We start from the raw sequence: 14,813 nt of genomic DNA, 5'->3' as shown, positions 1-14,813 counted from the left end.
CCTAATTCGTAAAGGCGAATAGCGCAAGCACTGAGCGGAGACAGCCGTTTCAGTAGACGAGGTAGAGGAGTATCGAAGAATCAGCGGATGCCTCTCGGCCAGCTTCAGTCGTTATATAAGCTACAAAGTCCTTTGGTGACAGGGGAACAAAAGGCTTATAGGAAGCAATGAAGTATGTCTATTATTAGGAGGAAAACAACCATGTGTGGTATTGTAGGATATATTGGTTTTGAGGATGCGTCCACGTTTATGTTAGAAGGCTTATCTAAGCTTGAATATCGTGGCTATGACTCAGCGGGGATTGCCGTATTGGGCCCAGATAATGTAATTAAGGTGCAGAAAAAAGTTGGCCGTTTGGCTAATTTAGAAGCTGTTGTAAAAGCAGATCCAAACCCTGGTTTTATGGGGATTGGTCATACTCGTTGGGCTACTCATGGTCGTCCATCTGATATGAATGCGCATCCCCATACAGATACGAAAGGCTTATTTGCGGTTGTTCATAATGGGATTGTAGAAAACTACTTGCCTATTAAAGAAGAATTGCTTAAAAAAGGTTATGAATTTAAGTCTGAAACAGATACGGAAGTAGTCGCTCATTTATTAGCTGACATGTATGATGGTGACTTTGAAGGCACTGTACGTCGCATGCTAGATCGTATTGAAGGGTCTTACTCTTTAGTTATTATGTGTGCCGATGACCCAAGCCGTATCATTTGTACTAAACAGGATAATCCATTAGTTATCGGTCTTGGTAAAGGGGAAAACTTTATTGCCTCTGATATTCCAGCCATTATTAATCATACGCGCGACACCTATATTTTGAATGATGGCGAAGTAGCTATCGTTACTAAAGATTCCGTAAGCGTAAGTGATCGAGCTGGTAATCCAATCAACAAAAAAGTATTCCATGTAACTTGGAATGCAGAAGCTGCTGAAAAAGGTGGTTTTGAACATTTCATGTTAAAAGAAATTTACGAACAGCCTAAAGCCATTCGTGATACTTTAACCGGTCGTATTTCTAAAGATAATAAAGAAGTTATCTATGAAGAATTGGGTTGGGAACCAGCGGATGTGGCTTCAATCAATCGCATTTTAATCACTGCTTGTGGTACGGCGTATCACGCAGGTTTAGTGGCTAAATACTATATTGAACAGTTAGCCCGTATTCCTGTTGAAGTAGATATTGCGTCTGAATACCGCTATCGCAATCCATTAACGGATAAAAATACCTTGGCTATCGTAATTAGTCAGTCTGGTGAAACCAGTGATACTTTGGCTGCTTTAAAAGAAGCTAAACGTTTAGGTGCTCGTTCTTTAGCAATTACTAATGTGGTAGGTTCGTCTATTTCGCGTGAAGCGGATCAAGTAATCTATACTTGGGCTGGCCCTGAAATTGCGGTAGCTTCTACTAAAGCCTATACAACTCAGTTGGTAGCTTTATTGTTATTGGCCGTTTATCTTGGTCAATTAAATGGCAAATTAGATGCTAGCTTACGGGAACAGATTTTAACAGATTTACATGAATTGCCTAATTTGTGTAATGAAATTTTTGAGTCCGTAGATGATATTAAGGCGTTTGCTCGTAATTATGGTTTCCGCGAAGATGCGTTCTTCTTAGGACGCTCTATCGATTACGCTGTTGCTATGGAAGGGTCTTTAAAATTAAAAGAAATTTCCTACATTCATGCAGAAGCGTATGCCGGAGGGGAATTAAAACATGGCACGTTAGCGCTTATTGAAGAAGGCGTTCCAGTGATTGCCCTTGCAACGCAAGATGATGTGCGCGAAAAAATGATGAGCAATGTAAAAGAAGTTAAAGCTCGTGACGCTGTTGTAATTGGTCTTGGCCTGGCAGGTGATACAGAGCTTGAAAAATATGTTGATCATACTATTTTCGTACCTCGGGCTGACAAATATGCAGCGCCAATTTTAGCCGTTGTACCTTTACAATTGTTAGCATATTATGCAGCTATTACGCGTGGTGCTGATGTAGATAAACCAAGAAACTTAGCAAAATCAGTAACTGTAGAATAATTGCTTAGCTAATAGCTGGTAGCAGGTTACGCAGATGTATAGTTGAGCCACAGTCTGACTGTTGACTCTTTTAACCGTGGCTATTTTTAGTAGCCACGGTTATTTTTCATGTACAGAATGGCATATTCGGGGTACAATAGTAAATGAATATAAAGATATACTCTCTGGTGAAACATTTATCTTTTGCCAGAGACTATTATAGGAGGAATTTTTCATGGCAGTTATTTTTTCAGGCATTCAACCAAGTGGCGAATTAACCTTGGGTAATTACTTAGGGGCACTTCGCAACTTTTTAGACTATCAAGATAAAGATGAATGCTATTACTGTATCGTAAACCAGCATGCAATTACGGTACCACAGGATCCTAAAGAATTATTCACCAATACGCGTCGTCTAGCAGCTCTTTATTTAGCTGTTGGCTTAGACCCTAAAAAAGTTACCTTGTTTGTACAATCAGAAGTACCAGAACATGTACGTTTAGGTTGGATTATGACCACCATTAGCTATGTAGGCGAATTAGAACGGATGACGCAATATAAAGATAAATCTCAGAAACGAGGCGACTCTATTCCTGCCGGTTTATTGACCTATCCACCATTGATGGCGGCGGATATTTTGTTATATCAGACTAATTATGTGCCAGTAGGGGAAGACCAGAAGCAACATATGGAATTAACTCGTGATTTGGCACAGCGTTTTAATCGCGTGTATGGGGAAGTATTCACCATTCCTGAAATCAAGATGGGTGTAGGTGGGGCTCGTGTTATGAGCTTACAAGAACCAACGAAGAAAATGAGTAAATCTGATGATAATCAGATGGCTACCATTCGTTTATTGGACGATGAAGCAACGATTGTGAAAAAGATTAAACGAGCTCAAACGGACTCTGACAATTCCGTTCATTATGATAAAGAAAACAAACCAGGCATTTCTAATTTAATGGGAATCTATGCAGCGATTACGAAAGAATCCTATGATACCATTGAACAGCGCTATGCAGGTCAAGGTTATGGTACTTTTAAAAAGGATGTAGCGGAATTATTGGTAGATATGTTGAAACCAATTCATGAACGGTATAATGACTTGATTGATAGTCCAGAACTGGATCGTATTCTTGATGAAGGGGCTTTAAAAGCACGTGAAACAGCTAGCAAAACATATCGTGAAGTGGAACTAGCTATGGGGCTTCATCGCAAATAAAACAGTGTTTTGGGGCTGGAGGTGTGGCTATGGATGCAAAAGAAGTAGCCAAACGCTTTCCTTGTGGCGAAGTTGAGGGAACGTTTGCCGATTATATAGTAGTGTCTTGGGTAATGTGGCTATTTTTTGGGGCTGTAGCTACATGGGCTATGTGGCATGCCCAACGAGGGGTTATGTGGAACCAAATTGCCATTGATTATTTCATAGTTGGCTTTTGTGTATGGCGCATGACTCGTCAAAGGCGCCCTCTAGTTTATGTGTGTCAAAAAGGGATTGTCATACGGCGCCGCCCGGCTAGTTTATGGGAACGTATTGATATGCTGTGGAATGGCGATCATTACTACACCTTTATTCCGTATAATCAGATTATGGGGTTTACGGCTAATTGGGAAGAAATCCATATGGTGACGGATACAGGGGGGATTCTCATCGTTATGGTTGATTTGCAATTTGTGCAGTATAATCAGAAGTTAGAATTGTTAACCTTGATTGATGAGCGCAGTCATAGTGCCTCTTAAAGGCTAACATTTTATAGTTTGCATCAGGGAGTGTCATAATTAGTGATTCATAGAAGGCCCAACTTAGGTTGGGCTCTTTCTTTTGGAGGTATTTAGGCTGTTATATGCGTTTTAGTTCAGCTTGCTATGAAAAATAAGTTTTAAAAATTAAAATTTAATACTTTACAACTTTAGCTAGATGAAGTAAAATAAGTTCATAAATTTTAAATGCACCGACTAAAAGAAAGAGGGGACTTAGTTATGAATATGAAAAAATTAGCAGCTTTAGGGATGACCATGTTAGCATTAGTAGCCTTCACCGCTGGTTGTGGTTCTGATACAAGTAGCAATGGGGCTGGTGAATTACCTAAAAAAATGGTTATTGGTTTAGATGACAACTTCCCGCCAATGGGCTTCCGCGATGACAAAGGTGAAATTGTAGGGTTTGATATTGACCTAGCAAAAGAAGCGGCTAAACGAGCTGGTATGGACGTAGAGTTTAAAGCCATTGATTGGGACAGTAAAGAAGCCGAACTTAAGAGTAAACGGATTGATGCTTTGTGGAATGGCGTAACTGTTACTCCAGATCGGGAAAAGAATATTTTATTCTCCACACCATATATTCAAGATAAACAAATCATCGTAGTTCGCAATGATTCAGCAATTCAAGGTAAAGAAGATTTAAAAGGCAAAATCGTTGGTACTCAACAAGGTAGTAATGTAGAACCAATCCTTGATAAAGATGCACAAGAACGAGGCATTAAAGAAGTTAAAAAATATGGCGATTTTGTTAATGCCTTTATGGATCTTGAACTAGGGCGTATTGATGCCTTGGTAGTGGATGGTATTGTAGGTCAATATACAATGACACAGAAACCGGGCGTGTTCCGCGTTGCTAATGGCGATTATGGTGCTGATAAAATGGCAGTTGGTTTCCGCTTAGATGACAAAGCGTTACAAGCTAAGATGAACGAAGTTCTCAAAGAAATGATGAACGATGGCACTGCTGATAAAATTGCTGAAAAATGGTTTGGCAATGGTAATTTATTAAATAAAGATGCGTTTAAATAATATCCGGTGAGCAAAACGGCGTAAGCGCTGTGAGCATTTACAAGGATATGTAAGTAAAAACAGTGTAAGAAGGGAGGTAAACCTTACCTCCTTTCTTTCTTTGAAGGGAGTCAGTTACATGGACTATTTATTGAAGATTACGCCGGTGATTGCTAATGGCTTAGGCGTGACAATATCACTATTTGCAGTGGTTTTGCTATTATCCTTACCTGGTGGTATTTTAGCAGCCTTATTACGGTTATCACCTATTGGGATTGTACGTAAAATTATGGCGTTTTATGTATATGTAATGCGTGGAACGCCACTTATGTTACAAATTTTATTCATTTACTATGGTCTACCTTTCATTCCCTATGTAGGTGTGCAATTGGATGACACAACGGCCGCTGTGATTTCCTTTGTTTTGAATTATGCAGCCTATTTATGTGAAATCTTCCGTGGTGGGATTCAATCTATCCCTAAAGGGCAGTATGAAGGGGCTAAAGTACTAGGCTTTACTTATGTACAAACGATGCGTAAAATCATTTTACCGCAAGTAATTAAACGAGTGTTGCCACCCCTAGCCAATGAAACGATTAATCTCTTAAAAGATACATCCTTAGTGTATATTTTAGCTATGAATGATGTATTGCGCATTACCCGAGGGATTGTACAAAGGGATTTTGATACGTCGGCTTTTATCGTAGCTGGTGTATTTTATTTAATTATGACCTTTGTGTTGACTAATATTTTTAACTACTTAGAAAAGCGTTATGCTGTGTATGATGAATAGGAGCGATATATATGAGCTTTATTGAAATGAAGAATATAGAAAAAAGCTTTGATGGCTTACCTGTTCTCAAAAACGTAAGCTTATCTATGACCAAAGGGGAAGTGGTAGCTATTATTGGACCTTCTGGTTCAGGAAAATCTACTTTTTTACGTTGTTTAGGCCAGCTAGAAATGATAGACCGTGGTACAATAGTAGTAGATGGAACATCTTTGGTACAAACGACAGGGGATGGTCCAGCTGTGTATAGCGATAAAAAAACACAGCAACAGCTATTGCTACGAATGGGCATGGTATTCCAACAATTTAATTTATTCCCTCATATGACAGTATGGGATAATATCTTAATTGCGCCACAAATGGTAAAAGGCATGAAGACGGCCGATATTGCACCTATAGCGGAGCAGTTATTGAAAAAAGTTGGTTTATGGGAAAAACGCGATGTGTATCCGGCTAAATTATCAGGCGGTCAAAAGCAACGTGTTGCCATAGCCCGTGCCTTGGCCATGAATCCAAGCATTATGCTTTTTGACGAACCAACGTCAGCCCTAGATCCTGAGTTGACTGGTGAAGTGCTTCGCACGATTCAACAGTTAGCGGAGGAACATATGACGATGATTATTGTTACTCATGAAATGGCGTTTGCTCGTCAAGTAGCAGACCGCATCATTTTTATGGCGGATGGTATTATTCAAGAAGAAGGGGAACCAGAAGCAATCTTTACCAATCCTAAGTCACCACGTACCAAAGCATTTTTAGATTCTATGCTATAAAAAGGAGACTTATATTATGAAGCAATATTGGCAAGCAAAACTAGCTACCTTAGCCGTAGGCGCTCTATTAGGCGTAATGGGCACGGCCTACGCCAAGAGTTTACCTGCTTATGATACAACGAAAGCAACGGCTCAGGCACAGACCTTTGAAGCTCGTGGAGTACATAGTGAAGCCAGCTTACCAGCAGCGTATCAATCCTATGCCACAACGGTGACTACAGAAGTACGGGATTACCACGAAGGGTACACTTTTACAGTGCCTTGGCGTTTAACGAATGGTCGGTATGAATCGCAAGCTAAACAAGATGGGAGCACTGAACGAGGCTATTTCTTTAATTTAGCTGAAAGTTCGATTGCTGAACCATTTTTAGTATCCTTTACGAAACGGGATAATATTGTGGATGGCAATGTAAGCTTAACTCAGTGGAATAGCACTTGGTATAATGAATCCGTTACTAATATGACTAAGGATCGTTATTTAGCTTTGTGGCGTGAAAATCGTCCAGACCTTAAAGGTTATGTATTAGATGGCGATTTATTTGATTATAAAGGAGCCACCACGGCACGGTGGGATTCCTTTGTTCGCAGTGATGCTGGTGAAACGGGGTCAACCTTCTTTGATGCGGAATTTATCATGGCGCAAGATCCTACCCAGCGCTATACGTTGACAATGATGTATCCAAGCAAGTATACGGATTACATGAATCAAGGTATTGTGAAAACCGTGATTCCTTCTTTTAAATTATTGAAAGAAAAATATCGCAATGTGGGCGATTTAGTACTAAATGATGAAATTAGCTTTGTTAAACCAAAAGGGTTTAAAGTATTGACTAAAGGTAATACGGGCGCCGTTCTGTCTAAAGATAGCTATCGGATTGAAGTGGGCTTGTTCCCTATGGAAAAGACGGTAGCCTTAGATTCTACGACGGCCTATCCTACGATGACAGCTCGTCAAGAAATGGCTGATTACTATGTGGAAGAATTAGTTAATAATTATGGCGCTACTATTGAAGCGTATAAAACATTAATTGATAATCATAATACAGGTAGTTTAATTGCCGGTACTTTACAACGCGGTGAAGGGAGTGCCATTAAGTTTGCTTCTTATATTACCTTGACGGATAAAGGCCAAGCGGTGGTGGCTCGTGTTATGACGCCAGATAATGGGCAAACCCTCGAAGATTTGATGCAACTCGTGGAAGGCGTGCGGATTCAACACAAAGGTCTTATGACGAGTGGCACTATTGTTTTATAAAATTTTAAATTTTTTAAAAATTTTTTGACAAGAAAAAAGGACTTTTATATATTGGTAGAGAATACTTTAAGTATAGAAGAAGTCATAGTGAATGAATCAAGTTCATTCACCAGTGGGAGGGATTTATATGAAAGTAGAATACAAAACTATTGTCGTACCAGCAGATGGTTCTGAAAACTCGAAACGAGCTTTACAGCATGCCATTTCCATTTGCGAACGTAATGAAGCACAGCTTATCATTGTTCATGTAGCTAACATTGTATCTGCTATTTCTAATTTTGACCAAACGCCAATTAGTGGTGGCTATGTGTCTGAACAGATTGCCGAAGATATGGAAGAAACAGGCAAAAAAATATTGGAAGATGTAGCAAAAGACGTACCAGCTGATATTGCTGTGAAAAATGTATTTGAAGTAGGCTCGCCTGGCCCAGCTGTTTTGGCGGTAGCAAAGAAATTCAATGCCGATTTAATTGTAATGGGTAGCCGTGGCTTAGGACCTTTAAAAGGCTTATTCATGGGCAGTGTAAGTAGTTATGTAACCAGTCATTCTACTTGCCCAGTGCTCGTTGTAAAATAAGGTTGTCATATAAGAGGCTTTGCTCGCCATAGGGCAAAGCCTCTTTTTGGAATGGAGGCGCTATGAATAAACAACGCGTGGTTTGGCTTCATGAACAACTACCAACATGGGAAGAAAAAGGATGGATTACTAAGGAACATGCTGCTCAGATGCGGGTGTTTTATGGTACTATCGAAACTAAGAAAGGCCCTTCGTGGCGCCGTTTGTTGGTATTGTTATTAGGTTTGTTGTTAATTAGCTTAGGCCTGTTTTTGTTATTTGCAGGCTATTGGTATAGCTTTTCACCAGCAGGACGGATGGATTGGTGCATTGCTCTTTTGTTAGTTGCTGTTATTGCCTTAGGTTTAGGTGTTTGGAAAACACCACGGAATAGCCTATATGCTGAGGGAGTAGGGCTTTTTTATGCCATAGCCTTACTGGTATCAACATGGCTCATGGCTGATACCTATTATACTGGTGAAGGACTGGGCTTTTATGCCCTTGTTTGCATGGTGTTGTTGCTCCCTGTAGTTTATCTACTAGGGTCAAATTTTACCATGATGGTGTATTTACTGATTGGGTTAGCGTGGAGTATATCGGCTCACGATGTGACTATTTGGGGCGAACCGTTTCGGCTTTGGTTATTATTAGCGGCTGGTAGTCCTTTCTTTGCTGAACAGCTACGAAAACGGACACAGTCTTATTTATCTCTTCTATGGTTGTCTTGGGTGTATGTAGGGGCTATTTTTGGAGCTATCTTTTTTACCATTAGTTCCTATCAGTTGTCCTTAGATTTATTCTTTGTAGCGGCCTTGTCGGCAGCTACGTATGCGTTGGGCAGTTTATCGCGGGAACAGGGAATTTGGTCCTTACCGTTCCGTGGCGTAGGCGTATTAGGCCTTATGTATGTGGTGGTGTATGGCACCTTCTTGCAAACTTGGCAAGAAGAAGCGACGGCCAATGTGGGTTGGCTCAGCCTACTGTTAGCGGTAGTGGCTTTAGCACTTGTTATAGGTGCGCTTAATGCCTTATGGCAAAAACGCCAAGGTCCTGAGATTTTAATTACCGTGTGTCCGCTTGTGGTAGGACTTTTAATGATTCTTGCTCATAGTGGAATGGCTCCGTTAACAGTGTCGATTATATTTAATCTGTATGTAATTTGTTTGGCCGTTATTTTATTGTGGCAAGGGACGATGACTAATCGCGTAGCACTTGTAAATGGTTGTATTTTTACGTTCCTCGCTATGATTGGGGCTCGTTTCTTTGATCCTGCCTTTACGTTTGTAGAACGGGGTTTTACCTTTATTATTGTAGGGGGCGCTATTTTTGTAGTAAATCTCTTTTATATGTGGCGTAAGCAAGCGCAGCAGGCACAGGTTAATGCGTCGGTGGCTAAAGCAACGCGTCGCGTGCGCCGAAGTGCTCGCGGCGAGGTGAAGCCGGCTGAGGCTGGTGATGAGGTGGTAGCTACTAGTGATAAGTCCCGTGAGGAGCGCTTAGCGCCTAGTGATGAGTTGACTGTCTTGACTGGTGCGGGTAGTACCGCTACAGATTCTGAAACGGCAACGGTAGGCTCGGTTACAGAGGGAACTGGTACGATACCTACTAGTGGTTCAAGTGACGTTTCACGAAAGGAGGGCCCAACAGATGCTAAATAAAGCGTATCTAAAGTGGCTACTCTTTGCAGTGGTCGCCGTGGTGACTTTGGTATCGCCGTTCTTTATTCAACAGCGTTCGACGACATTGTTGCAAGGGGGCGGTGAATATCAGTGGCCCGTTTCTTTGTCACGAACGGCCAGTTGGATTCCTTCTGATTATTTAGAAGTTAAATTTTTAGGCAGTCGAGCACCGTGGCAAGGTGGTCATTTGCCTGTAGTTAACCAAGAAGTGTATGTGTGGGTCAGTGCGAAAGCCAATGGTTTGCTCGAAGTAAAAGGGGTGGCGGATACAAAACCAACTTCGGGGGATTATATTCTGGCCCGTGTTACGAAGATTGATGGCACGGATGTGGAGTTTCAACTCTTATTTAATCGGGTTACCTTAGATTTAAATAAAGTGAATCCTCAATTCTATACGACCTACAAGGGCACATTGTTGGCTACGTTAAAAATTAAAGATGGTTATGGTATTGTAACCGGTGTGTATTCACGGGGCGTGTCATTAGAAGTGGCTACCCCAGAAAGTGAAGCTCAGCAAGAGTTAGATAGTCGTACACCTATTGAACAGATTGGTGAGCCTGCTACTAGTGTTGTGGCTACGAGTGGGAGCGAATAAAACTAAAACTGGCTTAAGACTTACGTTTTGGTATATAATAAAAGGTAAGTTAAATTCGTAACATATAGGAGTGGGGTCATGGATGTAAGTCATGTACAAGTGGATGTACAACAATTGGCTGATTTATTTAAAGTGTTAGGGGATCCAACACGTTTGCGTATTGTACAACAATTGTTAAATAAGGAAATGTGCGTTACTGATATTGCCGAAGCTATGGGCATGGGGCAGTCTGCTATTTCTCATCAATTACGCGTGTTGCGTCAAGCTCGCTTAGTTACCTTTCGCAAAGAAGGTAAAACAGCCTTATATAGTTTGAATGATGAGCATGTGGTGGTACTTTTAAGTCAAGGTATCGAACATGTTTCGCATCAATAAGGACAATTGTATATGCTAGTAAAACCGCCTGTATAGGCGGTTTTCTTTTAGTCCGTGACAGTGGTATAATAAATTGTCAACATAGTTTTACAATGAGGATTTTTATGAAATATACAATTTTTTCAACGGATTTAACGAATCCGTTAGCCGTATGGCAACATTTTGAGGGTGAAGAACGAGTGTATTGGCATGATACGCAAGTTAATCGCGTCATTGTGGCTGCTGGACGGGTGAAACGCATTACGGAAGCAGAACTAGCAGACTATCCTTGGGCTTGGTATAGTCAAAGTTTTTTTGATACTATTGAGGACCCTATTTGGCAAAATATGGGGAATGAGTTAGTCGTCTTTACGCATTATTATGTGAAAGAAGAAGGCAAAGCCTATTGGGTAACGGCTACTGATAGTGCGCCTGTCATAGCGCCTATGACCGTGCCTTCGGTGCAACATACCTATGAAATGGTAACTACGGGCGATTATACAGCGTGGCAGTCCTTATTTGAAGGGATCCAACAAGCTATTCGTAGTGGCGAAGTCACGAAGGTAGTGGCCTCCCGTAAAGTGGCGTTTCACAGTGAAACGCCGTTTCAGACGGCGTCGATTATTGGTAATTTAGTGGCTCAAAACGAAGGCGCCTTTATCTTTGCGTATGGAAAAGGGGATGCTGTTTTTTTAGGGGCTTCGCCTGAAGTGTTAGTTCGTAAACGGGGGCAGGACTTTATGAGTTATGCTCTAGCAGGGACACTTAAAAAGGATGATATTCACGATGGTGGTGATCGTCTTTTGCATGATCCTAAAAACTTACGGGAACACCAGATTGTAATAGACCGAATTCGTCAAACTATGCTCGCTATGTGCGATAAAGTGGATGTGCAAGCTACCCATATTATGGAGTTACCTAATTTATATCATTTGCGGACTTTATTATATGGCCATGATACGAAAGATTCAATTTTGACAATGGCGAAAGCGTTACACCCAACGCCGGCTATGGGCGGCGAGCCTCGTGAAGCGGCCCTAGCTGTTTTAAAGCAATTTGAACCGTATGAGCGTGGGTTATATGCCGCTCCCGTTGGTTGGGTATGTGGAAATACACCTTTGTTTCGTGAAGCGGGTGATGGTTTATTGATTGTTGGTATTCGCTCTGCTTTAGTGCATGGCCAAGATTTATATGCTTATGCAGGGTGCGGCGTAGTAGCTGAATCGGATTGCGAAGCTGAATATACGGAAACAGCGACTAAATTGCAAACCATTTTAAAGGCGTTATAATATTGAGGTATGACTATGAATGAATATATAGCCGCAGCAGTGGACGAATTGTACCAGTTGGGGGCTCGTCACGTTGTCTTCAGTGGTGGTTCTCGTTCTACTACGATGGCCATGTTATTTATGGCGCATGGGCAATACAAAACATATATGAATATCGATGAGCGGTCTGCGGCCTTTTTTGCCTTAGGCATAGCGAAGCGGTCCCAAACACCCGTTGTATTAGTCTGTACATCTGGATCGGCGGGGGCTCATTATTATCCAGCCCTCATTGAAGCCTATTATAGTAGGGTGCCTTTAATTGTTTTAACCGCTGACAGACCGCCAGAAGCACAAGGGATTGGGGCGCCACAGACGATGGATCAAGTTAAATTATTTGGTCCTTATGTGAAGCATTTTGAAACGCTTAGTCCTAGGGCTGAAGATTTTATTTATCCACGGCAGGTTATGACGCGGGCCTATATGGCAGCTACCGATGTGGTGCCAGGGCCAGTTCATATTAATGTGCCTTTGCGGGAACCCTTGGTGCCTGATTTAGGGGCTAGTAATTTCACGAAAGGTCGTCAATCTAAGCGATTTCAAAAAGTACGCGGTCATAGTCAGCTTAGTGCTACTGATTGTGAAACCTTATTAGCTGAATTACAAGGTAAACGAGGGATTATGTTATGTGGTCCTTTGACGGGCTACGAACAGTGGTCGGCAGAGTATAGAGAGTCTGTACTAGGCTTGGCTAAAGCCTTACAAACGCCTATATTGGCAGATCCCTTATCGCCTATGCGCGCTGTAGAGGATGCGTTAGTTATGGATAGTTATGATGCTTTTTTGAGTGATTCAGCATGGCGAGCAGATTTACAGCCAGAGTACATTTTATTAATTGGGCAAATTCCTGTGTCGAAACGATTACAGCAGTTTGTGAAACAGCAAGCAGGCGCTCTATGTTATCAGATTGATCCAGGAGCGGCGTATCGCAATGGCGCGCTGACGACCAATGTGGTCCTTCAAATAGAGCCCAAAGCGTGGGCTGATCAAATGGTAAAAGCCTTAGCGAATAGGGAGAAAACTGAAGACAGTTTAAACGCTGAGACTACTCTAGTTATTAAAGATGTGGTTAAGCATAAACCAACGGCTTCAACAGCTAAGATTTCTCAGTTTGTTGCTCGTTGGCAACAGGCACAAGCGGGCATGCGCAAGCAATTAAATCAGGCGGCAACAGAAGAAATTCTCTTTGAAGGTCGCTTTGTGCAGGTTTTGCAGCAGTGCTTACCAAGCTATGCAAATGTAGTCGTGGCTAATAGTATGGCTATTCGTGATTTTGATTATTTTTGGCCTCGTGGTGCTACGACCTTACGCGTTTATGGCAATCGTGGGATTAATGGCATTGATGGGATAGAGTCAACCGCTTTAGGCGTAGGGGCAGCCTATGGGGAGCCTACGGTTTTAGTAACTGGGGATTTATCCTTTTTCCATGATATGAATGGTCTTGTCATGGGGCGGACGGAACAGCTTAATCTGGTAGTGCTATTATTTAATAATGATGGGGGCGGTATTTTTGAATACTTGCCACAAAAGGGCGTACCTAATTTTGAATATCTCTTTGGCACGCCTCAAGGTCTTACTTATAGTGCCTTAGCCTCTCTCATGGGGGTGCAATATGAGTCTATCACTGACTATGCGTCTTTTCCTAAGCAAGTGCAAAAGGCTTTACACAAGGGAGGCATTCATATATTAGAAGTTAAAACGAATCGTGCAGTCAGTCGAGAACTTCACAGAAAGTATACGGTAAGTGTGTATGAAAAATGAGTTTGATACAGACGAAACCCGTGTGTATGACCAAGGAGAACGGGCTGAAGTAGAAGCTGTCTTGGAAGCGGCTGATGATGTGTATATTAACATTGATAATGTATCTTACCACGTAGCCTTACGGGGTGAAGGGATGCCGTTAATTTGCTTGCATGGCTTTGCAGAAGCTGGTGATACTTGGGATAAATTAAACATTCCTGGTTTTCGTCTATATTGTGTGGATTTTTTAGGCCATGGCGTATCGGATCGGTCCAATGATCCTGTAATGTATCAACTAGATACGGTGCTTCGTCATTTATATACCTTAATTCACACCTTAGTAGGTCATGAGCCTTATGGTATTTTAGGGTATTCTATGGGTGGTCGCATTGCGTTGCAATATGCGGCCATGTATGAACCAGAGCGATTAATGTTCTTACTATTGGAATCGGCGGCTCCTGGTATTGAAGATATGGCAGCACGGCAGGCACGGGCTGAGGCGGATGAAGCATTAGCGCAAAAAATAGAAAGTCATTCGATTGAGTGGTTTGAAGCCATGTGGTCTCAGCTACCTATTTTTGAAACACAGCGTACTTTATCGCCAGCGGTGCAACAGACGATTAAAGATAGACGCTTGAGCAATACCCCTGAAGTATTGGCTCATACTTTGCGTGGTACCGGACAGGGGATGACCTTGTATGTAGGCAATCAAATTGCCGATTTAGAATTAGAAATTCTTTATGTGTCAGGCCAATTGGATACTAAGTATACTGAGATTGGTCAGACCGTATTTGGTCTTTGTGAAAATGTGGCTCACGTCATTGTGCCTAATGTGGGGCATAATGTGCATGTGGAAGCCCCACAGACCTTTAATGATATTGTAAATTTATTTTTGTCTGATTATAATGATAAAAATATTAGTTAATAAATTAGTTATTATATGTTCCTTAGTGAAGGTTTAAAA

General features: G+C 41.6%; 14 protein-coding genes. All 14 read left to right on the top strand.

The window, feature by feature from the left end:
- Positions 1–201: 201 nt before the first annotated feature.
- The 14 genes from glmS to menH all read left to right on the top strand — a co-directional run bounded on the left by glmS (position 202) and on the right by menH (position 14,774).
- Positions 202–2,034, top strand: coding sequence for a glutamine--fructose-6-phosphate transaminase (isomerizing) (gene glmS, locus VER_RS02755; protein ID WP_162099361.1), 1,833 nt, complete (start codon positions 202–204; stop codon positions 2,032–2,034).
- A 214-nt stretch (positions 2,035–2,248) separates the two neighbouring features.
- Positions 2,249–3,235: a tryptophan--tRNA ligase gene (gene trpS, locus VER_RS02750; RefSeq protein WP_162099360.1), complete on the top strand. Its 987-nt coding sequence runs from the start codon at positions 2,249–2,251 to the stop codon at positions 3,233–3,235.
- Between the two features lie 29 nt (positions 3,236–3,264).
- Positions 3,265–3,753 carry a hypothetical protein gene (locus VER_RS02745; RefSeq protein WP_162099359.1) on the top strand — a complete coding sequence of 163 codons (489 nt, stop codon included), beginning with the start codon at positions 3,265–3,267 and terminating at the stop codon, positions 3,751–3,753.
- Between the two features lie 240 nt (positions 3,754–3,993).
- The gene (locus VER_RS02740; RefSeq protein ID WP_162099358.1) at positions 3,994–4,803 is read left to right on the top strand and encodes an amino acid ABC transporter substrate-binding protein; all 810 of its coding nucleotides are present in this window, start codon (positions 3,994–3,996) and stop codon (positions 4,801–4,803) included.
- A 118-nt stretch (positions 4,804–4,921) separates the two neighbouring features.
- Complete coding sequence (locus VER_RS02735) at positions 4,922–5,575, top strand: amino acid ABC transporter permease (RefSeq protein ID WP_162099357.1); 654 nt, start codon at positions 4,922–4,924, stop codon at positions 5,573–5,575.
- Positions 5,576–5,586: 11 nt separating this feature from the next.
- Entirely contained in the window at positions 5,587–6,345 is a 759-nt protein-coding gene (locus VER_RS02730) for an amino acid ABC transporter ATP-binding protein (RefSeq protein ID WP_162099356.1), read from the top strand.
- Positions 6,346–6,361: 16 nt separating this feature from the next.
- A complete protein-coding gene (locus tag VER_RS02725; protein WP_162099355.1) occupies positions 6,362–7,600 on the top strand; it encodes a hypothetical protein in 1,239 nt (412 codons plus the stop codon).
- Positions 7,601–7,727: 127 nt separating this feature from the next.
- Entirely contained in the window at positions 7,728–8,177 is a 450-nt protein-coding gene (locus VER_RS02720) for a universal stress protein (protein ID WP_162099354.1), read from the top strand.
- A 62-nt stretch (positions 8,178–8,239) separates the two neighbouring features.
- A complete protein-coding gene (locus VER_RS02715) occupies positions 8,240–9,814 on the top strand; it encodes a DUF2157 domain-containing protein (RefSeq protein ID WP_162099353.1) in 1,575 nt (524 codons plus the stop codon).
- The gene (locus VER_RS02710; RefSeq protein ID WP_162099352.1) at positions 9,804–10,430 is read left to right on the top strand and encodes a hypothetical protein; all 627 of its coding nucleotides are present in this window, start codon (positions 9,804–9,806) and stop codon (positions 10,428–10,430) included. Before VER_RS02715 ends, VER_RS02710 begins: the two co-directional genes overlap by 11 nt.
- A gap of 78 nt (positions 10,431–10,508) precedes the next feature.
- The gene (locus VER_RS02705) at positions 10,509–10,805 is read left to right on the top strand and encodes a helix-turn-helix transcriptional regulator (RefSeq protein WP_162099351.1); all 297 of its coding nucleotides are present in this window, start codon (positions 10,509–10,511) and stop codon (positions 10,803–10,805) included.
- A 104-nt stretch (positions 10,806–10,909) separates the two neighbouring features.
- The gene (locus tag VER_RS02700; RefSeq protein WP_162099350.1) at positions 10,910–12,073 is read left to right on the top strand and encodes an isochorismate synthase MenF; all 1,164 of its coding nucleotides are present in this window, start codon (positions 10,910–10,912) and stop codon (positions 12,071–12,073) included.
- 15 nt (positions 12,074–12,088) lie between these two features.
- The gene (gene menD, locus VER_RS02695) at positions 12,089–13,870 is read left to right on the top strand and encodes a 2-succinyl-5-enolpyruvyl-6-hydroxy-3-cyclohexene-1-carboxylic-acid synthase (RefSeq protein WP_202922113.1); all 1,782 of its coding nucleotides are present in this window, start codon (positions 12,089–12,091) and stop codon (positions 13,868–13,870) included.
- The gene (gene menH, locus VER_RS02690; protein ID WP_162099348.1) at positions 13,860–14,774 is read left to right on the top strand and encodes a 2-succinyl-6-hydroxy-2,4-cyclohexadiene-1-carboxylate synthase; all 915 of its coding nucleotides are present in this window, start codon (positions 13,860–13,862) and stop codon (positions 14,772–14,774) included. Before menD ends, menH begins: the two co-directional genes overlap by 11 nt.
- Positions 14,775–14,813 lie beyond the last annotated feature (39 nt).

The sequence above is a fragment of the Veillonella sp. R32 genome (genome assembly GCF_010093125.1).
Lineage (GTDB): Bacteria > Bacillota > Negativicutes > Veillonellales > Veillonellaceae > Veillonella_A.
The sequence above is the reverse complement of the archived record's forward strand: the minus strand, read 5'-3'. Positions and strand labels throughout refer to the sequence as shown.

Excerpts from the sequence above, each read along its gene's own strand:
- glmS (WP_162099361.1), top strand. The coding sequence starts at position 202 with ATGTGTGGTATTGTAGGATATATTGGTTTTGAGGATGCGTCCACGTTT.
- trpS (WP_162099360.1), top strand. The coding sequence starts at position 2,249 with ATGGCAGTTATTTTTTCAGGCATTCAACCAAGTGGCGAATTAACCTTG.
- VER_RS02745 (WP_162099359.1), top strand. The coding sequence starts at position 3,265 with ATGGATGCAAAAGAAGTAGCCAAACGCTTTCCTTGTGGCGAAGTTGAG.
- VER_RS02740 (WP_162099358.1), top strand. The coding sequence starts at position 3,994 with ATGAATATGAAAAAATTAGCAGCTTTAGGGATGACCATGTTAGCATTA.
- VER_RS02735 (WP_162099357.1), top strand. The coding sequence starts at position 4,922 with ATGGACTATTTATTGAAGATTACGCCGGTGATTGCTAATGGCTTAGGC.
- VER_RS02730 (WP_162099356.1), top strand. The coding sequence starts at position 5,587 with ATGAGCTTTATTGAAATGAAGAATATAGAAAAAAGCTTTGATGGCTTA.
- VER_RS02725 (WP_162099355.1), top strand. The coding sequence starts at position 6,362 with ATGAAGCAATATTGGCAAGCAAAACTAGCTACCTTAGCCGTAGGCGCT.
- VER_RS02720 (WP_162099354.1), top strand. The coding sequence starts at position 7,728 with ATGAAAGTAGAATACAAAACTATTGTCGTACCAGCAGATGGTTCTGAA.
- VER_RS02715 (WP_162099353.1), top strand. The coding sequence starts at position 8,240 with ATGAATAAACAACGCGTGGTTTGGCTTCATGAACAACTACCAACATGG.
- VER_RS02710 (WP_162099352.1), top strand. The coding sequence starts at position 9,804 with ATGCTAAATAAAGCGTATCTAAAGTGGCTACTCTTTGCAGTGGTCGCC.
- VER_RS02705 (WP_162099351.1), top strand. The coding sequence starts at position 10,509 with ATGGATGTAAGTCATGTACAAGTGGATGTACAACAATTGGCTGATTTA.
- VER_RS02700 (WP_162099350.1), top strand. The coding sequence starts at position 10,910 with ATGAAATATACAATTTTTTCAACGGATTTAACGAATCCGTTAGCCGTA.
- menD (WP_202922113.1), top strand. The coding sequence starts at position 12,089 with ATGAATGAATATATAGCCGCAGCAGTGGACGAATTGTACCAGTTGGGG.
- menH (WP_162099348.1), top strand. The coding sequence starts at position 13,860 with ATGAAAAATGAGTTTGATACAGACGAAACCCGTGTGTATGACCAAGGA.